This is a genomic window from Polaromonas sp. DSP2-3-2b2 (genome assembly GCF_049895905.1).
Classification (GTDB): Bacteria; Pseudomonadota; Gammaproteobacteria; order Burkholderiales; family Burkholderiaceae_C; genus Polaromonas.
In genome coordinates, this window is the sequence record NZ_JAFCTH010000012.1 from 91,783 (window position 1) to 114,342 (window position 22,560).

Genomic DNA, 22,560 nt, shown 5'->3' on the forward strand with positions numbered 1-22,560 from the left:
TGCTTAACGGTTGTAGGCGGTTTCGCCATGCGCCGTGATGTCCAGGCCTTCGCGCTCGTCTTCTTCGCTGACGCGCAGGCCGATGGTCAGGTCAACCACCTTGAAGGCGATGAAGGACACGACGCCCGACCACACGATGGTGATCAGGACGGCCTTGGCCTGGATCCAGACCTGCGACACGATGGAATAGTCGGCGGGCGCCACCATGGCCACGGTCACCCAGTCAGCGACAAAGCCAGGACCGCCCAGGGCCGGCGAGTTGAACACGCCGGTCAGCAAGGCGCCGACGATGCCGCCCACGCCATGCACGCCGAACACGTCGAGCGAGTCGTCGGCGCCGAGCAGTTTTTTCAGGCCATGCACGCCCCAGAGGCAGGCAAAACCGGCGGCAAAACCGATCACCAGGCCGCCGCCGATGCCGACATTGCCGGCGGCGGGGGTGATGGCGACCAGACCGGCCACGCAGCCGGACGCGGCGCCCAGCATCGAGGCCTTGCCCTTCATCAGCGCTTCACCGACACACCAGGCCAGCACGGCAGCAGCGGCAGCGCCGAGCGTGTTGATGAAGGCCAGGGCGGCAAAGCCGTTGGCTTCCAGCGCCGAGCCGGCGTTGAAGCCGAACCAGCCGACCCACAGCAGCGAAGCGCCCACCATCGTCAGCGTCAGGCTGTGCGGCGCCATGGCTTCCTTGCCGTAGCCAATGCGCTTGCCGACCATGAAGGCGCCGACCAGACCGGCCACGGCGGCATTGATGTGCACCACAGTGCCGCCGGCAAAGTCCAGCGCGCCCGACTGCCAGATGTAGCCGGCCTTGCCGGTCATGGCGTCAACCACTTCGGCGCTGGTGTAGGCGTCAGGGCCCATCCAGAACCAGACCATGTGGGCCATCGGCGCATAGCTGAAGGTGAACCAGATGACCATGAAGAGCAGCACGGCGGAGAACTTGATGCGCTCGGCAAAGGCGCCGACGATCAGGCAGCAGGTGATGCCGGCAAAGGTCGCCTGGAAGGCGGCGAACACGATCTCGGGAATCACGACGCCCTTGCTGAAGGTCGCCGCATTGGCGAAGGTGCCGGCGGCGTTGTCCCAGATGCTTTTCATGAACAGCCTGTCAAAGCCGCCGATGAAGGCGCTGCCCTCGGTGAAGGCCAGGCTGTAGCCGTAGATGAACCACAGCACGACGATCAGCGAGAACGTCACCATGACCTGCATCAGCACCGACAGCATGTTCTTGCTGCGCACCAGGCCGCCGTAAAACAGCGCCAGGCCGGGAACGACCATCAGGATCACCAGGATGGTCGAGACCATCATCCAGGCAGTGTCGCCCTTGTTGGGAACGGGGGCCGGCGCGGCGGCGGCATCGGCAGCTTCAGCAGCCGGAGCTGCAACGGCAGCGGCGGGCGCAGGCGCGGCGACATCGGCAGGCGCTGCGGCAGAGGCCGTCGCGGCAGGCGCTTCGGCCGGGGTCTGCGCCAGGGCGGTCACGCCCGTGCCGAGCAAGCTTAATCCCAGCAGCAGGGAGGCAATCAGTTTTTTCATGGCGATGTTTCTCTTTTTTATTTTCAGGAGGGTGAATGTCAGAGGGCTTCCTTGCCGGTCTCGCCGGTGCGGATGCGCACGACCTGCTCCAGGTCGTAGACGAAAACCTTGCCGTCGCCGATCTTGCCGGTGCGCGCCGACGTCTCGATGGCTTCGATCACCCGGTCCACCAGGTCGTCGGACACAGCCGCTTCAATCTTGACCTTGGGCAGGAAATCGACGACGTATTCAGCGCCCCGGTACAGCTCGGTATGGCCTTTTTGCCGGCCGAAGCCCTTGACTTCGGTCACGGTGATGCCCTGCACGCCCATGCCCGAGAGGGCTTCGCGCACCTCGTCCAGCTTGAACGGTTTGATGATGGCAGTAACGAGTTTCATTTCAGTTTTCCTCCAGGATGAATGACAAGGCAGCAATCGGGTGGCGCTGCCGGCGCATTACAGGGTTGTTGTAGGCATCACGTCCAGCGTGTTCTTGATGCGAAAGCGGCCGCTATCAACGAGGGTGACGACGATTGATTTCATGGAATCCCCGAAAATTTTTTAAAGTTGGCGGAACTTCTTTAGCAGGGACCGTGCCAGCTATTTTTGCGTCGCCTGCGAGCGCCCGGCTGGTTTCATCGGCCACCGGGTTACGCTAGAGCTTTACAAGTTGTTACGCACCATTTTGACGCACTCTTTGTGCACGACTTTGATGCATTTATAGGAAAGTCACCGAATGAGTCTGTCTTTAGTGCACAGCCGTGCCTTGCTGGGGCTTGAAGCGCGTCCGGTGTGCGTTGAAGTGCACCTGGCCAATGGTTTGCCGAGCTTCACGCTGGTCGGGCTGGCCGATACCGAGGTCAAGGAAGCGCGGGAACGCGTGCGCTCGGCCATCCAGAATGCCGGACTGGAGTTTCCGGGCAACAAGCGCATCACGGTCAACCTGGCGCCCGCCGACCTGCCCAAGGACTCGGGCCGCTTCGACCTGCCGATTGCGCTCGGCATCCTGGCGGCCAGCGGCCAGATCGATGCGCGCAAGCTGGCGGGCTATGAGTTTGCCGGCGAACTGTCGCTGGGCGGCGACCTGCGGCCGGTGCGCGGCTCCCTGGCCATGAGCCTGGCCATTGCCCGGCCGGCGCGCGGCACGCCGCAAAAACTGCCCCGGCTGGTGCTGCCCGAAGGCAGCGCGCAGGAGGCGGCGCTGGTGCCGCAGGCCGAGGTCTACCGCGCGCTGCATCTGCTCGACGTGGTCCGGCAGTTTTTGCCGGGTGATGCCGTTCCCGAAATCGCGGATGGCTGGACCCGCGTGGCGTCCAGCGCGCCTTCGCGGCAACCCGCCTACGCCGACCTGGCCGATGTCAAGGGCCAGGCCGCCGCGCGCCGCGCACTGGAGATCGCGGCGGCCGGCGGGCACAGTATTTTGATGGTCGGCGCTCCGGGCTCGGGCAAGTCGATGCTGGCGCAGCGCTTTGCCGGCCTGCTGCCCGCCATGACCACCGACGAAGCGCTGGAAACCGCCGCCGTCGCCTCGCTGGGCGGGCGCTTCACGCTGGACCATTGGGCGGTGCGGCCGACCTGCGCGCCGCACCACACGGCCAGCGCGGTGGCGCTGGTGGGCGGCGGCTCGCCGCCCAGGCCGGGTGAAATTTCGCTGGCGCATCGCGGCGTGCTGTTTCTCGACGAGCTGCCTGAATTCCCGCGCGCCGCGCTCGAAGCCCTGCGCGAGCCGCTGGAGTCGGGCACCATCACCATCTCACGGGCCGCCAGCCGCGCCGAGTTTCCGGCGCGCTTTCAGCTGATTGCCGCCATGAACCCCTGCCCGTGCGGCTACCTGGGCTCCAGCCTGCGCGCCTGCCGCTGCTCACCTGAAGTCGTGTCGCGCTACCAGGGCAAGCTCAGCGGACCGCTGCTCGACCGCATCGACCTGCATGTGGAGGTCGGCAGCCTGGCGGCCGATGAGCTGGTGAACGCGCCGCCGGGCGAGTCCACCGAGGCGGTGCGCAGCCGGGTGGCCCAGGCCAGGTCGCGCGCGATGGACCGCCAGGGCAGCGCCAACCAGGCGCTCGACGGCCAGGCCATCGATGCGCAGTGCCAGATGGACCCGGCAGCGGCCAAGTTCCTCCATGTGGCGGCGACGCGGCTGGGCTGGTCGGGCCGGGGCATTCACCGCTGCCTGAAGGTGGCGCGCACCGTTGCCGACCTGGCAGGCGCCAAAACCGTGCAGGTCACGCATGTGGCCGAGGCGGTGCAGTACCGGCGCGCGCTCAACGCCGCGCACTGAACAAACGCGCCGGGCGTCGTCAGAGGTTGGGCGCCAGCAGCCGTGCCAGGTCTTCTGCCCGGGCGCCGCGCCGCTTGGCGAGGTCCTGCAGCTGGTCGTCGCCGATCTTGCCGACGCTGAAATAGGTGCTTTGCGGATGACTGAGGTAAAAGCCGCTGACGCTGGCCGCCGGCGTCATCGCCAGGCTTTCCGTCAGCGCCATGCCGATGTCTTCGGCTTTCAGCAATTCGAACATGTCCTTCTTGACGCTGTGGTCCGGGCAGGCCGGGTAGCCGGGCGCGGGACGGATGCCCTGGTATTGCTCGGCGAGCATCGCGTTTTTGTCCAGCGCTTCGGCTGGCGCGTAGCCCCACAAGTCGCGGCGCACGCGCTGGTGCAGGGCTTCGGCGAAGGCCTCGGCCAGCCGGTCGGCGAGCGACTTGAACATGATCGACGAGTAGTCGTCATGCTCGGCCACGAACTGCCTTTCCTTTTTCTCGGCGCCCAGGCCGGCGGTGACGGCGAAAACCCCGATGTAGTCGGCAATTTTCGAGTCTTTTCGGCTTTTTGCGCTTGCTGCATCTGCGCGAGCAGCTATCAATTCAGGAGTCAGCACCTTAGGCGCAACAAAGTCGGCCAGGCAGCGGCTCGGGCGCATCACGCCATCGGCGGCGGTTTTCTCGGTCTGCTGGCGCAAGCCGTGCCAGGTCATGGCGACGTCGCTGCGGCTTTCGTCGGTATAAAGCTCGATGTCGTCGCCGACGCTGTTGGCCGGGTACAAACCCATCACGCCGCTGGCCGTGAGCCAGCGGCCTTCTGTCAAACGCTTGAGCATCTTTTGCGCGTCTTCATAAACGCGCGTCGCCTCGACGCCGACCACCTCGTCGGTCAGGATGGCCGGGAACGGCCCGGCCAGATCCCAGGTCTGGAAGAACGGTCCCCAGTCGATGAAGGGCGCCAGCTCGGCCAGGTCGAAGTTCTTGAACACGCGCCGGCCGATGAACTTCGGAACGGGCGGTGTATAGCTCTTCCAGTCGATAGCCGTGGCGTTGGCGCGCGATTTGGCCAGTGGCCACATCGGCGTCTGCTTCTTGTTGGCGTGCTGGGTGCGCACCTTGTCGTAGTCGGCGTTCAACTCGTCGATGTACTTGGCCGCCTGCTCGGACAGCAGGCTTTGCGCCACGCTGACGCTGCGTGAGGCGTCGGGCACATAGACCACCGGGCCTTCGTAGTGCGGCGCAATCTTGACGGCCGTGTGCACCCGGCTGCAGGTCGCGCCGCCGATCATCAGCGGAATCTTGTTGAGGCGAAAATGCGCGTCTTTTTGCATCTCGCCAGCGACGTACTGCATTTCTTCCAGACTCGGCGTGATCAGGCCCGACAGGCCGACGATGTGCGCGCCCTCGGCTTTCGCCAGCGCCAGGATCTCGTGGCAGGGCACCATCACGCCCATGTTGACGACCTCGAAGTTGTTGCACTGCAGGACCACGGTGACGATGTTCTTGCCGATGTCGTGCACGTCGCCCTTGACGGTGGCGATGATGATCTTGCCCTTGGTCTTGACGTCGCCGCCAGCGGCCTCTAACAGCAGCTTTTCGGCCTCGATGTAGGGCAGCAGATGCGCCACGGCCTGCTTCATCACACGCGCGCTTTTCACCACCTGCGGCAGGAACATCTTGCCCTGGCCGAACAGGTCACCCACCACGTTCATGCCGTCCATCAGCGGACCTTCGATGACGTGCAGCGGCCGGCCGCCCTCTAGCTGGATAGCCTGCCAGACTTCCTCGGTGTCCTCGGTGATGAACTCGTTCATGCCGTGGACCAGCGCGTGCGACAGGCGCTGGCGCACCGGCAGCGCGCGCCATTCGTACTTCTTGCTGTCGTCCCGGGCGCCGCTTTGCGCCGTCTCGGCGACTTCGATCAGGCGCTCGCCGGGCGTGAGGTGCGCCTCGCCCGACTTGTACATCGGCGGGCGGTTCAGCACCACGTCCTCGACGCGCTCGCGCAGCACCGGTTCTAGGTCGTCGTACACGCCGACCATGCCGGCGTTGACGATGCCCATGTCCATGCCGGCCTGGATCGCGTGGTACAAAAACACCGTGTGAATCGCTTCGCGCACCGGGTCGTTGCCGCGAAAGCTGAACGACACGTTGGACACGCCGCCCGATACCTTGGCGCCCGGCAGGTTCTGCTTGATCCAGCGCGTGGCGTTGATGAAATCGACCGCATAGTTGTTGTGCTCGTCGATGCCGGTGGCAATGGCGAAGATGTTCGGGTCGAAGATGATGTCTTCGGGCGGAAAACCGATCTCGTCGACCAGCACGCGGTAGGCGCGCTCGCAGATCTCGGTCTTGCGCTGGTAGGTGTCGGCCTGGCCCTTTTCGTCAAACGCCATGACGACGGCAGCGGCGCCGTAGCGCTTGAGCAGCTTGGCCTGGTGCTTGAAGACGTCCACGCCCTCCTTCATCGAAATCGAGTTGACGATGCCTTTGCCCTGGATGCAGCGCAGGCCGGCCTCGATCACGCTCCACTTGGAGCTGTCGATCATGATCGGCACGCGCGCAATGTCGGGCTCGCCGGCAATCAGGTTCAGGAAACGCACCATGGCCGCCTGGCTGTCGAGCATAGCCTCGTCCATGTTGATGTCGATGATCTGCGCGCCGTTTTCGACCTGCTGGCGGGCGACGGCCAGCGCCGCTTCAAAGTCGCCGTTCAAAATCATGCGGGCAAAGGCCTTGGAGCCGGTGACGTTGGTGCGCTCGCCGATGTTGACAAAGAGCGAATCCGTGCCGATGGTGACCGGCTCCAGGCCGGAAAGCTTCATGGGCGGGACGGGGTGGGGAAATTCAATTGCGGACATGGCTCACCTTGGAACAAAGGTGAGCGTCGTTGCTAAAAAGAACGCTTGGCGCCCTGTTCACCCAAGCCTGACGAAACGGTGTTTCGCTGCAACGCTCCTTGAGTTAAGCTCGATTTTAAGCACCAATGCCGGCAGGCGGGCTGCCAGCGACAAATTCCACCGGGTTGATCCATGCTTAGCACCTTCTTCAGAAAAAAAAACTTTCCCCCGGTCAGCCAAAGACATGGCGCCACCAAAGGCTCGGAAGCGGCCGACCTGGCAGCCGAGATGCTGATGGCGCCCACGGCCCTGATGCAGCTGACGATGCAAGAGGCGCGCTTGGTGGTGGACTACATGCAGCCGCAGATCGTCGCCAAGGGCACGGTCTTCATCCGCGAAGGCGATGCCCGGGACACCGGTTTCCTGATGCTGCTGCTCAATGGCGAAGTGACCGTGGAAACCATGGTGGTCAGCCGCGTCGAGCCCATCGTCATCACCCTGCTCGGCCCCGGCAGCCTGATTGGCGAGCTGGGCATGTTCGACGGCCTGCCCCGTTATGCCAGCTGCATTGCCGCCACGCAGTTGCGCTGCGCCATCCTGACGCGCGAGGCCCTGAATCGCCTGATGCAAGAGAACCCGGCGGTTGCCGCCAAACTGCTTCTGGCCGTGTCGCTGCGCATCGGCGCGCGCCTGCGCGAGGTGACCGACAAGCTCAAAATGTACATTCAGCTGACCCAGGCGATGGAGCAGGAAATCGCTTCGCGGCCCGACGCCTGAACAGGCATCCGCCAGAACGGCGACCGCCAGCTCAGCCAGTACTCAGGCCGCTTCGGCGTAGAAAACACCGCGCTGCAGTTTGCGCCCGCCCACCAGCGCCACCGACCGGGCGATCGCCTGGATGTGCTCGGGCGTGGTGCCGCAGCAGCCGCCGACGATGTTGACCAGCCCCTCGGCGGCAAACTCGTGCAGCAGGCGCGAGGTGACGTCGGGCGTTTCGTCAAAGCCGGTGTCGCTCATCGGATTGGGCAGGCCGGCGTTCGGATAGCAGCTGATGAAGGTATCGGGCGCGGCCTTGGCCAGTTCCTGGATGTAGGGCCGCATCAGCGCCGCGCCCAGCGCGCAGTTCAGCCCCACGGCCAGCGGCTCGGCATGGCGCACGCTGTGCCAGAAGGCGGTCACGGTCTGGCCGCTGAGGATGCGGCCCGACGCATCGGTCACGGTGCCGCTGATGATCAAGGGCAACCGCTCGCCGGAATCCTCGAAATACTCGTCGATGGCAAACAGCGCCGCCTTGGCATTGAGCGTGTCAAAGATCGTCTCGACCATCAGCACGTCGCTGCCGCCCTTGACCAGCGCCTCGGTCTGCTCGTAATAGGCTTTTCGCAATTCCTCGAAACTGGTGTTGCGCGCGCCGGCATCGTTCACGTCGGGGCTGATGCTGGCGGTCTTGGGCGTGGGGCCGAGGGCGCCGACGACAAAACGCGGTTTGTCTAGCGTGGAAAACTTGTCGCAGGCGGCCCGGGCAAGCCGCGCCGATTCGTAGTTCATTTCCACCGCCAGGTCGGCCATGTCGTAGTCGGCCTGCGCCACGGTGGTGGCGCCAAAGGTGTTGGTCTCGATCAGGTCGGCGCCGGCGGCCAGGTAGCCTTCGTGGATGTCACGGATCACGTCGGGCCGCGTGAGACTCAGCAGTTCGTTGTTGCCCTTCACGTCCCGGTGAAAGTCCTTGAAACGCTCGCCCCGGTACTGCGCTTCATTGAGCTTGAAGCGCTGGATCATGGTGCCCATCGCGCCGTCGAGAATCAGGATGCGCTCTGCCAACAAGGCGGGGAGTTGCTGGGCGCGGGTGTAGGTGATCGGCTTCATGGCGTGCATTTTAGGTCGGGCTTCAAGGCCTGCCACTTTCCCCGACAATAGCGGGCAGCTTGCCTTCGACTCATTCGTTCGAATGACGGCGTTATCGCCTGGGGCCAGCTGTTAATTTTAAGCAAAATATGGCTCCAGCGCTTATTCCACAATCGTAATCAGCTATTATTTTCATAGCGTATAAGCTTCTTTTCAACGCTCACCAGTCTGGCCCGCCCTTGTCCTCATTGCCTCTTTCATCAGACCAGCCCACGCCGCTGGATGTGCTTGGCCAGGTTTTTGGCTACAGCGACTTTCGCGGCCCGCAGCAGGCCATCGTCGAGCATGTGGTGGCTGGCGGCGATGCGCTGGTGCTGATGCCGACAGGCGGCGGCAAGTCGCTGTGCTACCAGATTCCGGCCATCGTGCGGCAAAACGCCGGCCACGGCGTGACCATCGTGATCTCGCCGCTGATCGCGCTGATGCACGACCAGGTCGGCGCGCTGACGGAAGCCGGCGTGTCGGCGGCCTTTCTTAATTCCACCCAGACTTACGAGGAAAGCAGCGCGCTGGAAAAGCAGTTGCTGGCCAACAAGCTGACGCTGCTGTATGCCGCGCCCGAGCGCATCAACACGCCGCGCATGAAGGGCCTGCTGGCCTCCCTGCACGAGCGCGGGCTGCTCAGCCTGTTCGCGATTGACGAGGCGCATTGCGTCAGCCAGTGGGGCCACGATTTCCGGCCCGAATACCGCAGCTTGAGCCTGCTGCACGAGACCTTCCCCGACGTGCCGCGCATGGCGCTGACGGCGACAGCCGACCACCTGACGCGCCAGGACATGATCGAGCGGCTCAAGCTGGAAGACGCGCGCGCGTTTGTCAGCAGCTTTGACCGGCCCAACATCCGCTACACCATCGTCGAGAAAACCGATCCGACGCGCCAGCTGCTGCGCTTCATCGAGACCGAGCACCACGGCGAAGCGGGCATCGTCTATTGCCAGTCCAGGAAGCGCGTCGAAGAAATCGCCGGCATGCTGGAGAGCGCCGGCATCAAGGCCATGGCCTACCACGCCGGGCTTGACGCCAAGCTGCGCCAGCAGCGCCAGGACCGTTTTTTGCGCGAAGACGGCATGGTGATGGTGGCGACGATTGCCTTCGGCATGGGCATCGACAAGCCCGATGTGCGCTTCGTCGCGCACCTGGACATGCCCAAGAACATCGAAGGCTACTACCAGGAGACAGGACGAGGCGGCCGTGACGGGCTACCGGCCGACGCCTGGATGGTCTACGGCCTGCAGGACGTGGTGAACCAGCGCCGCATGATCGACACCAGCGAAGTCGCCAGCGAGGAATTCAAGGCGGTGATGCGCGGCAAGCTGGACGCGCTGCTCACGCTGGCCGAGGGCACGCGCTGCCGGCGCGCGAGCTTGTTGAGCTATTTTGGTGAGGAGCTGAACGACGGCCGCAGCGACGGGCCGCCCCTAGCAAGGCCAACCCCCTCGGGGGGCAGCGAACCACGCGAAGCGGGGAGCGTGGGGGCCTCATACTTTTGCGGCAACTGCGACAACTGCCTGACGCCGCCGGCCGTGTGGGACGCGACCGAGGCGGCGCGCAAGATGCTCAGCTGCATCTACCGCGTGCAGCAGGCCAGCGGCATCAGCTTTGGCGCCGGGCACATCATGGACATTTTGCGCGGCAAGCCGACCGACAAAGTCGTGCAGTACGGCCACGACCAGCTCAGCACCTTCGGCATCGGCGCCGACCTAGCGGAGGCGCAGTGGCGCGGCGTGCTGCGCCAGCTGATCGCAACCAACCTGGTGCGCGTCAACACCGAGGCCTTCAACACGCTGCAGCTGATGCTTGATGCCAAAGCGGTGCTCAAGGGCGAAGTCAGCGTGCTGCTGCGCCAGCAGGCGGCCAGCAGCAAACCCGAGCGCAGCCGGCGCGGCAGCAAGGCACCGGTCAAGACATCGGTCAAGGGCATGGCCGAAGCCAGCCTGAACGCCGGCGCGATCGAACGCCTTGGCCGCCTGAAAGCCTGGCGCACCGACGTGGCGCGCGAGCACAACCTGCCGCCGTTCGTGATCTTTCACGACGCCACGCTGCGCGCGATTGCCGAACAGGCGCCGCAAGACCTGCACGCGCTAAGCGGTATCAGCGGCATGGGCGTGAAGAAGCTGGCAGCCTATGGGGCCGAGGTGCTGCGGGTCTGCGCCGAGACGGGTTGAACCGGCAGGGCCTGGGGCTTGGCCTTGAAGGGTTCGCCAAGCGGCCAATGGCCCAGTGGCAGCCTGCGCAAGATAACGTAGGCCAGGATCGGCCCCAGGATGCCCACCAGCAAGCCGCTCACGAACAACGCGGAGACCGATTCCACGCCCAGGCGCACCAGCGCAATGCGCGATGCGGCGCTGAACATGCTGTGGAACAAATAGATGGCAAAGGAAAAATAGCCAATCCAGGCCAGCCAGCGAACCTGGATGCGGCTGCGCAACAAGACAATGCAACTGCCCGCGCCCAGGAGCACCGCCGTCAGGCTGTTCCACACAGGAAAACCCTGGTCCGCTAAGACAAGGTAAAGCACGAAACCCAGCAGCCCGGCAGCCATCCAGCCGACAGGGATCTGCTGCAGCTGCTCGCCAAAACGGTTGCAGGCCAGGCCCAGCAGGAAGAAGGGAAACAGGTAGACCGCACCATTGATGCCCAGTATTTCGGTCGGCGATGTGGACATGAAGAGAATGACCGCCGCCAGCCAGAACGCCAGCAGCCGGCCCGGGGTGGACAAAAGACCGAGACGCTCCAGCACGGCGGTGACCATGAAGACGATGAACAGTGATTCGAGAAACCAGAAATGCGCCACGGGCAGGATGTGCAGCATGCTCCAGTCGTAATGGGCGCCGTTGACGCCAGGCGTCAGTGATTGCAGCACCGCATGGAACGTGCCCACCAGCAGCATTGGAATCAGCAAGCGGCGGACCTTTGCCTTCACGAACTTGCCGGGCTCGCCACGGTAAGGACGCCATCCGTAGACAAAACCGGACAGGAAGGAAAACAGCGGCATCCTGAGATATATCAGCACATTGTTGACCTCGCTCAGGAAATGGGAGGTGTCCAGCCGGAGCCCGGTGTCTTGTCCGCCGACGACGTGAAACGCCACCAGCAAAATGCAGGCAATGCCTCGAAGGGTGTCAATGGGAATATTTCGGGACATCTATTCAGCGTTCCTGGCTCTTCAATCTTGGATCTTTTTGGATCCTGAAAACGACGATTCACTCGGAGAATCGAATTCTAGCGGCTGAGTAAAACAGTGTTTGCCCCGGAATTAACTAAAAAACGTTTGTATCTGTGTAAGACTTAATTCAAAAAGATGACGGCTCTGCTTTTATCGACAACCATGAGAATCCACTAAACCAAACTATCGTGACCTTTAATGTCGACATCTTCGGGGAAATTTTTTCATGCCCAAAAAAGCAGACACCTGTTAGCACGCGGAGTAAGCACCACCAAGTAGTTACCCCTACTCACTCACGTTACGAAAACGCCTGCCCTTGCGGAAGTTCAACATAGGCATTGCATGGGGCGTTGATCAGGTTCATGCCGCTGACGCGCGAACAGCGTGAAGTCCTGTTCACCATCAAAGCCCCTGGCCGGCGACGTCCGCATGACCCGCTGGCGATGGCGGACCTGCGCCTTCGCCTGGACAGGTCCTAGCGCATGAACCCCATGCCCCGCCCTTCCCGCACCTCGGGCTTGATGCGGTGCTCGGCTTCGAGCTGGGCCAGGAATTCCTCGGCCGACAGTTCGGCATCCAGGATCACCCCCTGCCGCTTGACCGCCGCAAAATCGCCGGGGCACAGCTGCGTGAGCTGGGCCAGCCGCTGCGCCAGCTCGCCGCTGAGCAAACGGTCGTCGCCGGCCAGGGCTTCGGTGGTGAACATGACCTCGCGCTGCCCGGCGGTCAGCGGCATGAATTTGATCTTGAAGGTAAAGCGCCGCAGCGCCGCCTGGTCCAGGCTTTCCAGCAGGTTGGTGGTGCAGATGAAAATGCCGGCGAAGCGCTCCATGCCTTGCAGCATCTCGTTGACTTCCGTCACTTCATAGGTTCGCTGGGCGCCGCGCCGGTCCTGCAGAAAGCTGTCGGCTTCGTCGAGCAGCAGCACGGCCTTCTCAAGCTCGGCCTCGCGAAACATCGCGGCCATCTGCTGCTCGGTTTCGCCGACGTATTTACTCATCAGGTCGCTGGCCTGCTTGATCAGCAGCGGCTGCTCCAGCACGCTGGCAATGTGCTCGGCCAGCGCGGTCTTTCCGGTGCCGGGCGGGCCATAGAAACACAGGCTGCCGTGGCCCCGGCTTTTGAGCGCCTGCACAATGCGCGCAATCTCGAACCGCGACTCGACATTGAGCATCGCCAGGTCATAGGTGGTCACGTTGTGGCGGCCGGAGGCTTGGGCCTTGTTGCCCAGCGCCACGTCGGCGTTTTTCAGCTGCCGCTCGATCAGCGACTCCATCAATGAGGGGCGGCCGCCGGCCAGGATCGCCTGCAGCCCGGCGCCATCGACCTGCGCGTCGATGGTTTTCTCGGGCGCGCTGGCCAGGCGCGCAAAGCGCACCGCCGTGCGGATCTGCGCCGGCGTCAGGCCCTTGCGGGCGGTGAGCTTGGCAATGAAGGCATCGCTGACCTGCACGCCTTCGAGCGTCTTGCGCACAATGCCTTCGCGCGCGCCGGGCGGCGGCGAGCGCAGCTCCAGGTGATAGGCAAAGCGGCGGCGAAAGGCCGGGTCAATCTGCTCGATGCGGTTGGTCACCCACAGCGTGGGCACGGGATTGGATTCGAGAATCTGGTTGACCCAGGCCTTGCCGCTGACCGAATGACTGTTGGGTGCGGTCAGCTGTTCGGAACGCGCCATCAGCTGCGCGGCTTCGCTGGAAATCGGCGGAAACACGTCCTCCACCTCGTCGAACAGCAGCGCCGAATGCATGCTGCCCTTGAGGAACACCTGGGCGATCTGCAGCGAGCGGTAGCGGTCGCGCCCGCTCAGGGAATTGCCGTCGCGGTCGGCGTATTCGACCTCGAACAAATCAAGCCCTGCGGCCTGCGCCACCACCTTGGCCAGCTCGGTCTTGCCGGTGCCGGGCGGGCCGTAGAGCAGCACATTGACGCCCTGCTCCCTGGCGGCCACCGCGTGGCGCAGCAGCGACACCAGCACCTGCGCGTCTTCCTGCACGAACGCAAAATCGTCCAGCCCCAGCAGGCTGCGGGTCGCGGGCCGGGTAAAGACGGCCATCAGTTCGCTGTGGTCGCGGTATTTGCGCATCAAAACCGGCGGCAGCTTTTCGCTGACCTTCATCAGGTCGGCCAGGTCGGTGATGTTGTGCTCGGAGATCAGGTTCTCGACCATGCCGATGCGCTCCAGCCGCGATCCGGGCCGCAGCGCCTCGGCCACCTCGAGCGCCTTGACGCCAGCGACGTCGGCAATCGCCGCATAGGCTTCAGGCGCGTTGTTGACCTTGAACTCGACCAGCAGCGAGCGCAGGTCGCGCTGGTAGCGCGCCAGCGTGCCGTAGAGCAGCAGCGCGCGCTCGGCGCGGTTGAGCTGCAGCAGGCTGGCCAGCGACTCGATGTTTTTCTCGACCAGCGTGGACTGCTTTTTCAGCGCCAGCGTCAGCCAGTCGCCGGTGGCGCTCAGCACCGACAGCAAGTCCTTGGGCTGGTCCTTGGCATGCTCGTCAAGGTAGAAGAACAGCGTGCCTTCCTCGTACGGGCCGCGCCAGACGCCATGGCGCGCCATGAACTCGGCATCGCTCAGGGTTTCATGGTCCTGCCAGAACTCGTTGCCCTTGCAGCGGCGGTTCAGAAATTCGCGCAGGCGCTGCAGCGCCGGCAAGGGCCAGACCAGGTGCCGGCCGGACAGCGAGAGCAAACTGGTCAGGTCGCGCCGCACATTGAACTTGGCGCCCTGGCGTGCTGCCAGGGTCAGGACGAAATGCGAGCACATCAGGTCCAGCACCGGCGCTTCTTTCAGGCCGGGAGAAAGCAGCCACTGCTGCGGATGCTCGACAAGGGAACGCTTGTTCATGGACCAACTCCAGTTTGCAACGGTATCGCCAACTCCCCCACGCTAAATTTTTATTGATTCGAAGAAACTGCACCATAACGCATGCTGAAGCCCCATGGAAGACACTACTTCAAGAGTGCCGCCCGGCGATCCCCCCAAGATGCGCTTCAAAGGCGCGGAAAATGCCGGCTACCTGCTTCACGCCGTGTTCAACAAGGAAATCCATGCTCAGCCTGACCGATGTCGAACAAGCCGCCCAGCGCCTGCATGGCCACTTGCTGAACACGCCGTGCGTCGAATCGCGCACGCTGTCGCAGCTGACCGGGGCGCAAATTTACCTGAAATTTGAAAACCTGCAGTACACCGCTTCCTTCAAGGAGCGCGGCGCGTGCAACAAGCTGGCGCAGCTCACCGAGCCAGAGCGCCAGCGCGGCGTGATCGCCATGAGTGCGGGCAACCATGCGCAGGGCGTCGCCTACCATGCGCAGCGCCTTGGCATCCGCGCCGTCATCGTGATGCCGCGCTTCACCCCGGGCGTGAAGATCGAGCGCACCCGGGGCTTTGGCGCCGAGGTGGTGCTGCACGGCGACACGCTCGACGAATCGCGCGCCCATGCCTTGCAACTGGCCGAGCGCGAAGGCCTGGTGTTTGTCCATCCCTACGACGATGAAGCCGTCATGGCCGGACAGGGCACGGTGGGGCTGGAAATGCTGCATGCCGTTCCCGACCTGGAAGTGCTGGTGGTGGCCGTGGGCGGCGGCGGCCTGATCGCCGGCATGGCGACGGCGGCCAGGGCGCTCAAGCCGGGCATTGAAATCATCGGCGTGCAGACCTCGCGCTTTCCGGGCATGGTCAACGCCATCAAGGGCACGCAGCACCGCCAAGGCACCAGCACGATCGCCGACGGCATTGCGGTGGGCACGCCAGGCGTGATCACGCAGGCCATCATCGCCCGGCGCGTCGATGACCTGCTGCTGGTCGATGAAGGCGACATCGAGCAGGCCATGGTGATGCTGCTGGAGATCGAGAAAACCCTGGTCGAGGGCGCCGGCGCGGCCGGGCTGGCGGCGCTGCTCAAGTACCCGGCGCGCTTTGCCGGCCTGAAGGTCGGGCTGGTGCTGTGCGGCGGCAACATCGATCCGCTGCTGCTGGCCGCCATCATCGAGCGCGGCATGGTGCGCGCCGGACGGCTGGCGCGCCTCCGGGTCAGCGCGCGCGATGTGCCCGGCTCGCTGGCCAGGATCACCGCCACGGTCGCCGACGCCGGCGCCAACATCGAGGAAGTGCACCACCAGCGCGCCTTCACCATGCTGGCGGCGCTGAATGTCGAGATCGAGCTGGTGGTGCAGACACGCGGCCGGCCGCATATCGAGCAGGTGCTGCAGGCCTTGCGCGCGGCGGGGTTTGAGGCGGAAGAGCAGCACTGAGGCGCTTGGCCAGAGTGCATTCGTTTTAGCCAGCCGGCAACTTTTTAATGCCAAACAGCCATTTTGCGCATATCCAACGAGCGCAAGCAGCTATTGATTAAATAGCAAAAAACTCTCAACGCAGATGCTTGGACAGCTTGGCCGCAAACAGCGCCGGAATGCCAACGCCGCGCCGGCCCGCAATAACTTCAAACGCATCGCCGGCACGCAGCGTTCCAGGCGTTTGCACCGCCAGGTAAAAGCCGCAAAAGCCGGTCTGCGCCATCAGCCGGGAGGCGCGACCAAAACCCATCGCCGCATTGAATTTGTAGCAAGGCTCGCGCGGCAGCGTCACGCGCAGTTCGCAGCCGGGAAACTTCAGCACGTCGCCGGCCCAGACGCCGGTCTCAAACAGGCCTTCAAGCGTCAGGTTTTCGCCCAGGCTGCCATGGGGCAGGCTGTCGTCGATGCCGCCGAGGCCGGCTTGCCGCCGGGCATCCTGCCAGAAGGCGTAATGCTCAGACGGATAGGCATAGACGGCTTTTTCCAGCCCGCCGTGAATCGACAAATCGGCCTGCTCGTCCCCCAGCAGGCCCAGCGGCAGCACCGGCACGGCACCTGGCACCGGCTGCTTGTAGTAGGCGCTCAGGATGCTGCGCTCGCCAATCCTGATGCGGCGCGCCAAACCCAGCTGAACCGAAAGAACCTGCGGCATGGCGCGCCGCTCAGTTCCAGCCGATGACGTCAAAGCCTTTTTCGCTCAGGCAGCGCTGCACGAAGCTGCGGTAGACGCCATTGGGCCGGTCGTTGTGGAAAGCGCCCGACACGGCGCCGGCCGAGCCGCCGATGGCCGCGCCGGCCGCGCCGGCGCGCAACACGCCTTCGCTGCCCCGGCCGGTGATCAAGGCACCGACAACCGACGCCACGCCGGCAGTGGCGGCGCCTTCGCCGGCGCGGCGCCCCACTTCATTGGTGTTTTGCGACGGGCTCAGGCCGGAAGCCTGCGCGCGCGACAGGCAGGCGTTCACTTCCATCTGGCCCTGCGCATCGCCGACGCGGTTGAGCGCGGCGTTGGGGTAAAGCACGGGTCTGGCCGATGCGCTGCCTGCGCCATTGCTGGCGCAGCCGGCCAGCCCCAGCACCGCAATGGCCGCGAGCGGGAAAAGGCGGGTGGGAAAATTCATGGTGGGGAATCCGGACATCTGCATGCCTCAAGGTTAGCGCAATGGCTGAAGGCCGCAAGAAGTGTCCGGGCTTGCCAAGAAGGTAGACTTGCAACAAGTTTTCCAAGCATTCCAGGAGCTTTCCATGAACCCTTCAGCCGAACACACCACCAACGCAGCCCACAGCAGCCCGACACCGGCCGAAGAACAGGATGCGGTTGACGCCATCGTCCCGCTGATTCCGCTGGTGCTGCCGCTGGTCGGCGGCGTGCTGATTTTCCTGCTGGCCTTCATTGCCGTGTCCATGGCTTGATTCGGCTTTGCCGCTGCCATGCTTGCTGAAAAAAGTCCGCCTCGTGCGGACTTTTTTTCATTGGCAAGGTGCGCAGGCCTGGAAAAGCCAAGCCTAAAACAGGTTGGACCGCAGGAGCGGCAAACGCCCGGCAGACGTTTAAAGGACTCACATGATGCATCCGCAAGTGACTATTTTGAAGGCCCAGAACCTGGTCTTCAGCCATTCCCCGCTGCCCGCGCCGCCGCTGTTTGACCGCCTGTCTTTGGTGCTGCCGCCCGGGGTGACCTGGCTGGGCGGCGGCGAAGGCAGCGGAAAAACCACGCTGCTGCGTTTGCTGGCCGGCGCACTGCCCGCGAGCGCGGTGCAGGGCCAGCTTCAACTCCACGGCGCCAGCCTGGCGCAACACCCGTCCGCCTACCGGCGCCAGGTCGCCTGGCTGGACCCGCGCGACGGCGCACGCGACCTTCAAACCGCCCGCGATGTCTTTGCCGACATGCCGGCGCACCACGCCGGCTGGAATCCGCAATCGCTGCAGGCGCACATCGCCGGGCTGAGCCTGGCGCCGCATCTGGACAAGGCGCTTTTCATGCTGTCCAGCGGCACCCGGCGCAAGGTGCTGCTCGCCGCCGTGCTGGCAGCGAGCGCGCCGCTTACCCTGCTCGACCAGCCTTTCATGGCGCTGGACCGGCCGTCCATCGACTACCTGCTGGATCTGCTGGCCGAGGCCGCGCGCCATTCCGGCCGGGCCTGGGTGGTGGCTGATTACGAAGCACCGCCGGGCGTGGCGCTGTCAAACACCGTTGAACTGCCGGGCTGAATCCAAAAATAAAGCCAAATCAGCCGTTTGCGCTCTAGCAGCCTACGCTTGCAGCTATTAAAAAATAGTATTTCTGTTGACCGGTCCGCTCCTGCCGTTGTGATGAAGGGCAACCTTTCGAGGTTAATCAAGCATAACTTCATGTTTGTTTTGCATAACTTTTGCATGTAACTCGGTGGTAACCGAAGCCGATGTTCCTAAAATGGCTTTCAGGCCAATCTGTGGCGAAGCAGCACCAAGCAGCATCCCGACAAACGTCCGCACGCCACCGCAGTTGTCAACTGCGCCGTTGCCTGACGTTTTTCGAAATCCCGCTTTTTTACTTTGGAGTTTTTTCGATGAACCAACCCAGCATGCAAGGGCTTGAAATCAATACACCCGCTTACGTCAAGAACGCAAAACTGATTGCCTGGGTCGCCGACATGGCGCTTTTGTGCAAGCCCGACAGCGTGTACTGGTGCGACGGCAGCGACGCCGAATACCAGCGCCTGTGCCAGCAACTGGTGGACGCCGGCACGTTCAAGAAGCTCAATGAAGCCAAGCGCCCGAACAGCTTCCTGGCCTGCTCTGACCCGAGTGACGTGGCCCGCGTCGAAGACCGCACCTACATCTGCTCGGCGCTGAAGGAAAACGCCGGCCCGACCAACAACTGGATGGAACCCTCCGAAATGCGCGCGACGCTGCAGCCGCTGTTCGACGGCTGCATGAAGGGCCGCACCATGTATGTGGTGCCGTTCAGCATGGGTCCGCTGGGCTCGCCCATCGCGCACATCGGCATCGAGCTGTCCGACAGCCCGTACGTGGCCGTCAACATGAAGATCATGACGCGCATGGGCAAGGCCGTGTTCGACGTGCTCGGCGCCGAGGGCAACTTCGTTCCCTGCGTGCACACCGTCGGCGCGCCGCTGGCCCAAGGTCAGCAGGACGTGGCCTGGCCATGCAACAAGACCAAGTACATCGTGCATTACCCCGAAACGCGCGAAATCTGGTCCTACGGCTCGGGCTACGGCGGCAACGCGCTGCTGGGCAAGAAATGTTTTGCGCTGCGCATCGCCTCCAACATGGGCCGCGACGAAGGCTGGCTGGCCGAGCACATGCTGATCCTGGGCGTGACCAACCCGGCCGGCAAGAAATACCACGTGGCAGCGGCCTTCCCAAGCGCCTGCGGCAAGACCAACTTCTCGATGCTGGTGCCGCCCGCCGGCTTTGACGGCTGGAAGGTCACCACGATCGGCGACGACATTGCCTGGATCAAGCCCGCCGCTGATGGCAAGCTCTATGCCATCAACCCCGAAGCCGGCTATTTTGGCGTAGCCCCTGGCACCAACATGCTGACCAACCCGAACTGCATGCTCAGCGTTCGCGGCAACACGATTTTCACCAACGTCGCGCTGACCGACGACGGCGACGTGTGGTGGGAAGGCATGGAGCAGGATGCGCCCGGCAAGGCCTTGCCCGACCACCTGATCGACTGGCAGGGCAAAGACTGGACACCGCAAATCGCCAGGGAAACCGGCGCCAAGGCGGCACACCCGAATTCGCGCTTCACCGTCGCCGCGACCAACAACCCGGCGCTCGACAGCCAGTGGGACGACCCGAAAGGCGTGGCGATCGACGCCTTCATCTTCGGCGGCCGCCGCTCGACCACCGTGCCGCTGGTGACCGAAGCGCGCAACTGGGTCGAAGGCGTGTACATGGCCGCGACCATGGGCTCGGAGACCACGGCCGCCGCCACCGGCCAGGCCGGCGTGGTGCGCCGCGACCCGTTCGCCATGCTGCCGTTCATGGGCTACAACATGAGCGACTACTTCCAGCACTGGCTTGACCTGGGCAAAAAGCTGGCCGCTTCCGGCGCCACGTTGCCGAAAATCTACACCACCAACTGGTTCCGCAAGGGCGCCGACGGCAAGTTCGTCTGGCCCGGCTATGGCGAGAACATGCGCGTGCTGGCCTGGATGATCGACCGCATCGAAGGCAAGGGCCAGGGCGAAGACCATGTGACCGGCATCAGCCCGAGCTACGAGGACCTGAACTGGACCGGCCTGGACTTTAGCGCCGAGCAGTTCAACACCGTCACCAGCATCGACAAGGCGGCCTGGCTCCAAGAGCTGGAACTGCATGCCGAGCTGTTCAAGCAGCTGGCCTACCACCTGCCCAAGGAACTGGGCGACACCAAGGCCGAGATCGAGCGCCGCCTGGCGGCCTGATACCGCTTCGCACCCTGGCACTGGCTTCCTTCCAGGGGGCCAGACGAAAAAAAGCCACCTGCTTTCAGGTGGCTTTTTTTCGTCCGGGCGCTGCGGGCGTGCGCCGGTCGGTTTCGATCAGATGTGGTGGCGCGTGTGCGGCGGCGGCACAGTCACGGTCGGTTTCACGGCAGGCGATGGACCCGCTGACACCAAGGCAGGCGGCTGAAGAGACCTTCACGGCCTGAAAAAGCCGACAGCGCTTTCGTGCGAGCAGCTGGCGCTCAGCGAATGACGCTCAGGAAGGCGCGCGCTGCGCTGCGCAGCTCTTGCGCCTGGTGCGGGTCGCGTCCGGCGCCGGCGTCGGCGCGCTCCATCAGCTGGTGCGCCACCTCGCTGGAGGGCGCCTGGGCGTTGCGGGAAGAGATGAAGGAGGCGATTTTGGAAAGAATGCGAAACATAGGAAACTGCGATCAGTGTTAAAAATGGTGATAGAGGTAGATTAAGGGTTTTCCCTAGGTTTACAAGCCCAGGCAGGTCACAAAGCCATGCCGATACGGCATGGCCGCATTCAAAACGGCCTTTTTGCCATGAGAAAGCGCCGGCGCGGGAGAAATTGCGCGCCTTCCCGCACAATCAACCGGTGAACATCCAGCTTCTTTCCGACCTGCATCTTGAGTCCAACCCCTACTTCAAGCCCCGGCCGCTGCCTGGCGCCGACGTGCTGGTGCTGGCGGGCGACATCGGCTCCTATCAGCAGGGCTCGCTGCTGACCAGCCTGGCGATTGACGACTTTGGACTGGCGCGGTTTTCGCCCTTGCCGGTCGCGCAGGGCGGCGCACTCTGGCCGACGCCGGTGCTGTTCGTGCCGGGCAACCATGAATACGATGGACTGGAGTTCGACGAAGCCGACGCCCGGCTGCGCGAAGCCTGCCAGCGCCTGGGAATCGTCTGGCTGGAACGCGAATGCGTGCGGCTGCAGGGCGTGCGCTTCATCGGCTGCACCTTGTGGACCGATTTTGATGCGCTGACGACCAGCGCCAACAGCAAAGACCCGGCGGCGCCAGGCCGCATCACGCTGGGCGAGCAGCTCAAGATGCGCGAAAAAGCCTTTCGCGCGGCCAATTTCTACCTCAAGAAGAACCATGCCCTGCGCCAGGGCCAGCCCGTGCTCGCCGAAGCCCTGCGCGAGGAGGGCCTGCGCAGCCAGGCCTGGCTGCGTCAGGCGCTGGCGGTGCCGTTCGACGGTCCCACGGTGGTGGTGACGCACTTTGCGCCCAGCCTGCTCAGCGCCGATCCGCGCTATGGGCTGACGCCGGGGTCGGCCGGGTTCTGCAATTCGCTGGACGAACTGCTACCGCTGGCAAAGGTCTGGCTGCACGGCCACCTGCACTGCCCGAACGACTACGTCAGGCAGGGCTGCCGCGTGGTGGCCAATCCTCTGGGTTATGCGCGCAAGGGCGAGCAGGAAGGCTTCCGGCCGTCGCTGCGCATTGCGGTTCATCCATAGCCTGAATCCGGGTGTTGAATTGACGCGCCGGCGGCCTGCCGGTGGCTAAACTACGGTTTTGACCAAGGAGCACACCCCATGAAGATTCTTCTGGCCGTTGACGGCAGCAGCTACACCAAGAAAATGCTGGCCTACTTGACCACGCACGACGAGTTGTTCGGCCCGCGCAATGAATACACCATCCTCACGGTGCAGCCCCCCTTGCCGCCCCGGGCGCGGGCGGCCGTGGGCAAGGACATCGTCGACAGCTACTACGCCGACGAAACCGAAAAGGTCATGGCGCCGATCGCTGAATTCCTGACGCACCACAAGCTGGTGACCACGAAGGAATGGAAGGTCGGGCATGTGGGTGAAACCATTGCCAACTTCGCCGACGAGGGCAAGTTCGACCTGCTCGTGATGGGCTCGCACGGCCATGGCACGATCGGCAACCTGGTCATGGGCTCGGTCGCGACGCAGGTGCTGTCGCACAGCAAGGTGCCGTTGCTGCTGGTTCGCTAGCATCGCGGCAGGCCGGTTTCCGGAACCCGGCCTGCACGTGTATGCTATTTAAATAGGGGCTTAGGAAGCAGAGGCGATTAAAGCGGGTTGCTTTTGAGCAAGGCCAGCAGGGCATGATAAAGGCTTTGATGGCGGTGATTGAAGCGGTACTCCGTCTCTTTCAGATGCAGA

The 22,560-nt window shown here is 63.8% G+C and carries 18 protein-coding genes, 1 pseudogene and 1 riboswitch; of the genes and pseudogenes, 9 read left to right on the top strand and 10 right to left on the bottom strand.

The genetic code is table 11. The features are described 5' to 3' along the window. Positions 1–3: 3 nt before the first annotated feature. On the bottom strand, positions 4–1,539 hold the full coding sequence (amt, locus tag ACP7AD_RS11965; protein ID WP_426147534.1) for an ammonium transporter: 1,536 nt from the start codon (positions 1,537–1,539) through the stop codon (positions 4–6). Positions 1,540–1,577: 38 nt separating this feature from the next. After that, complete coding sequence (gene glnK / locus ACP7AD_RS11970) at positions 1,578–1,916, bottom strand: P-II family nitrogen regulator (protein WP_426147532.1); 339 nt, start codon at positions 1,914–1,916, stop codon at positions 1,578–1,580. Between the two features lie 337 nt (positions 1,917–2,253). Between glnK and ACP7AD_RS11975 the strand changes: the two genes are divergently transcribed. Next, positions 2,254–3,798 carry a YifB family Mg chelatase-like AAA ATPase gene (locus ACP7AD_RS11975; RefSeq protein WP_426147530.1) on the top strand — a complete coding sequence of 515 codons (1,545 nt, stop codon included), beginning with the start codon at positions 2,254–2,256 and terminating at the stop codon, positions 3,796–3,798. Positions 3,799–3,817: 19 nt separating this feature from the next. Here ACP7AD_RS11975 and metH read toward each other — a convergent pair whose 3' ends face one another. Beyond that, entirely contained in the window at positions 3,818–6,601 is a 2,784-nt protein-coding gene (gene metH / locus ACP7AD_RS11980; RefSeq protein ID WP_426166143.1) for a methionine synthase, read from the bottom strand. 50 nt (positions 6,602–6,651) lie between these two features. Continuing rightward, a riboswitch (S-adenosyl-L-homocysteine riboswitch) is annotated at positions 6,652–6,743 on the bottom strand. A gap of 65 nt (positions 6,744–6,808) precedes the next feature. Here metH and ACP7AD_RS11985 point away from each other — a divergent pair. Then, positions 6,809–7,393 (top strand): cyclic nucleotide-binding domain-containing protein, encoded by a 585-nt coding sequence (locus ACP7AD_RS11985; RefSeq protein ID WP_426147527.1) that lies wholly within the window; start codon positions 6,809–6,811, stop codon positions 7,391–7,393. 42 nt (positions 7,394–7,435) lie between these two features. Here ACP7AD_RS11985 and ACP7AD_RS11990 read toward each other — a convergent pair whose 3' ends face one another. Next, a complete protein-coding gene (locus tag ACP7AD_RS11990) occupies positions 7,436–8,482 on the bottom strand; it encodes a homocysteine S-methyltransferase family protein (RefSeq protein ID WP_426147525.1) in 1,047 nt (348 codons plus the stop codon). A gap of 218 nt (positions 8,483–8,700) precedes the next feature. Between ACP7AD_RS11990 and ACP7AD_RS11995 the strand changes: the two genes are divergently transcribed. Then, positions 8,701–10,686, top strand: a complete 1,986-nt coding sequence (locus ACP7AD_RS11995; protein WP_426147523.1) for a RecQ family ATP-dependent DNA helicase — start codon at positions 8,701–8,703, stop codon at positions 10,684–10,686. On the opposite strand, the gene ACP7AD_RS12000 is transcribed toward ACP7AD_RS11995, so the two are convergent. Then, positions 10,644–11,666 (bottom strand): acyltransferase family protein, encoded by a 1,023-nt coding sequence (locus tag ACP7AD_RS12000; protein ID WP_426147521.1) that lies wholly within the window; start codon positions 11,664–11,666, stop codon positions 10,644–10,646. The two genes, ACP7AD_RS11995 and ACP7AD_RS12000, sit on opposite strands and share 43 nt — an antisense overlap. A 496-nt stretch (positions 11,667–12,162) precedes the next feature. Beyond that, positions 12,163–14,532 (bottom strand): ATP-binding protein, encoded by a 2,370-nt coding sequence (locus ACP7AD_RS12005; RefSeq protein ID WP_426147519.1) that lies wholly within the window; start codon positions 14,530–14,532, stop codon positions 12,163–12,165. Positions 14,533–14,735: 203 nt separating this feature from the next. Between ACP7AD_RS12005 and ACP7AD_RS12010 the strand changes: the two genes are divergently transcribed. Next, the gene (locus ACP7AD_RS12010; protein ID WP_426147517.1) at positions 14,736–15,938 is read left to right on the top strand and encodes a threonine ammonia-lyase; all 1,203 of its coding nucleotides are present in this window, start codon (positions 14,736–14,738) and stop codon (positions 15,936–15,938) included. A gap of 115 nt (positions 15,939–16,053) precedes the next feature. Here ACP7AD_RS12010 and ACP7AD_RS12015 read toward each other — a convergent pair whose 3' ends face one another. Next, positions 16,054–16,632, bottom strand: a complete 579-nt coding sequence (locus tag ACP7AD_RS12015) for an MOSC domain-containing protein (RefSeq protein ID WP_426147515.1) — start codon at positions 16,630–16,632, stop codon at positions 16,054–16,056. A gap of 10 nt (positions 16,633–16,642) precedes the next feature. Beyond that, entirely contained in the window at positions 16,643–17,101 is a 459-nt protein-coding gene (locus ACP7AD_RS12020) for a glycine zipper family protein (RefSeq protein WP_426147513.1), read from the bottom strand. Positions 17,102–17,225: 124 nt separating this feature from the next. Between ACP7AD_RS12020 and ACP7AD_RS12025 the strand changes: the two genes are divergently transcribed. The 3 genes from ACP7AD_RS12025 (at position 17,226) to ACP7AD_RS12035 (ending at position 20,399) form a co-directional block, all read left to right on the top strand. Further along, the gene (locus ACP7AD_RS12025; RefSeq protein WP_426147511.1) at positions 17,226–17,393 is read left to right on the top strand and encodes a hypothetical protein; all 168 of its coding nucleotides are present in this window, start codon (positions 17,226–17,228) and stop codon (positions 17,391–17,393) included. Positions 17,394–17,544: 151 nt separating this feature from the next. Continuing rightward, a complete protein-coding gene (locus ACP7AD_RS12030; RefSeq protein WP_426147509.1) occupies positions 17,545–18,192 on the top strand; it encodes an ABC transporter ATP-binding protein in 648 nt (215 codons plus the stop codon). Positions 18,193–18,530: 338 nt separating this feature from the next. Beyond that, positions 18,531–20,399 (top strand): phosphoenolpyruvate carboxykinase (GTP), encoded by a 1,869-nt coding sequence (locus tag ACP7AD_RS12035; RefSeq protein WP_426147507.1) that lies wholly within the window; start codon positions 18,531–18,533, stop codon positions 20,397–20,399. 263 nt (positions 20,400–20,662) lie between these two features. Here the strand turns inward: ACP7AD_RS12035 and ACP7AD_RS12040 are convergent, their stop codons facing one another. Continuing rightward, complete coding sequence (locus tag ACP7AD_RS12040) at positions 20,663–20,839, bottom strand: hypothetical protein (RefSeq protein ID WP_426147505.1); 177 nt, start codon at positions 20,837–20,839, stop codon at positions 20,663–20,665. A gap of 182 nt (positions 20,840–21,021) precedes the next feature. On the opposite strand from ACP7AD_RS12040, the gene ACP7AD_RS12045 reads away from it, so the two are divergent. Together ACP7AD_RS12045 and ACP7AD_RS12050 are read left to right on the top strand one after the other, a co-directional pair. After that, on the top strand, positions 21,022–21,888 hold the full coding sequence (locus ACP7AD_RS12045; protein WP_426147503.1) for a metallophosphoesterase: 867 nt from the start codon (positions 21,022–21,024) through the stop codon (positions 21,886–21,888). 78 nt (positions 21,889–21,966) lie between these two features. Continuing rightward, positions 21,967–22,389 carry a universal stress protein gene (locus ACP7AD_RS12050; RefSeq protein WP_426147501.1) on the top strand — a complete coding sequence of 141 codons (423 nt, stop codon included), beginning with the start codon at positions 21,967–21,969 and terminating at the stop codon, positions 22,387–22,389. 77 nt (positions 22,390–22,466) lie between these two features. Here the strand turns inward: ACP7AD_RS12050 and ACP7AD_RS12055 are convergent. Next, positions 22,467–22,560 (bottom strand): annotated as a pseudogene (locus ACP7AD_RS12055) (IS1595 family transposase); the annotation flags it as partial.

Coding starts and splice junctions, on each gene's coding strand:
- ACP7AD_RS11985 (WP_426147527.1), top strand. CDS start 6,809: ATGCTTAGCACCTTCTTCAGAAAAAAAAACTTTCCCCCGGTCAGCCAA.
- ACP7AD_RS12030 (WP_426147509.1), top strand. CDS start 17,545: ATGATGCATCCGCAAGTGACTATTTTGAAGGCCCAGAACCTGGTCTTC.
- ACP7AD_RS12025 (WP_426147511.1), top strand. CDS start 17,226: ATGAACCCTTCAGCCGAACACACCACCAACGCAGCCCACAGCAGCCCG.
- ACP7AD_RS12050 (WP_426147501.1), top strand. CDS start 21,967: ATGAAGATTCTTCTGGCCGTTGACGGCAGCAGCTACACCAAGAAAATG.
- glnK (WP_426147532.1), bottom strand. CDS start 1,916: ATGAAACTCGTTACTGCCATCATCAAACCGTTCAAGCTGGACGAGGTG.
- ACP7AD_RS11975 (WP_426147530.1), top strand. CDS start 2,254: ATGAGTCTGTCTTTAGTGCACAGCCGTGCCTTGCTGGGGCTTGAAGCG.
- ACP7AD_RS11990 (WP_426147525.1), bottom strand. CDS start 8,482: ATGAAGCCGATCACCTACACCCGCGCCCAGCAACTCCCCGCCTTGTTG.
- metH (WP_426166143.1), bottom strand. CDS start 6,601: ATGAAGCTTTCCGGCCTGGAGCCGGTCACCATCGGCACGGATTCGCTC.
- ACP7AD_RS12010 (WP_426147517.1), top strand. CDS start 14,736: ATGCTCAGCCTGACCGATGTCGAACAAGCCGCCCAGCGCCTGCATGGC.
- amt (WP_426147534.1), bottom strand. CDS start 1,539: ATGAAAAAACTGATTGCCTCCCTGCTGCTGGGATTAAGCTTGCTCGGC.
- ACP7AD_RS12005 (WP_426147519.1), bottom strand. CDS start 14,532: ATGAACAAGCGTTCCCTTGTCGAGCATCCGCAGCAGTGGCTGCTTTCT.
- ACP7AD_RS12000 (WP_426147521.1), bottom strand. CDS start 11,666: ATGTCCCGAAATATTCCCATTGACACCCTTCGAGGCATTGCCTGCATT.
- ACP7AD_RS12020 (WP_426147513.1), bottom strand. CDS start 17,101: ATGAATTTTCCCACCCGCCTTTTCCCGCTCGCGGCCATTGCGGTGCTG.
- ACP7AD_RS12035 (WP_426147507.1), top strand. CDS start 18,531: ATGAACCAACCCAGCATGCAAGGGCTTGAAATCAATACACCCGCTTAC.
- ACP7AD_RS12040 (WP_426147505.1), bottom strand. CDS start 20,839: ATGTTTCGCATTCTTTCCAAAATCGCCTCCTTCATCTCTTCCCGCAAC.
- ACP7AD_RS12015 (WP_426147515.1), bottom strand. CDS start 16,632: ATGCCGCAGGTTCTTTCGGTTCAGCTGGGTTTGGCGCGCCGCATCAGG.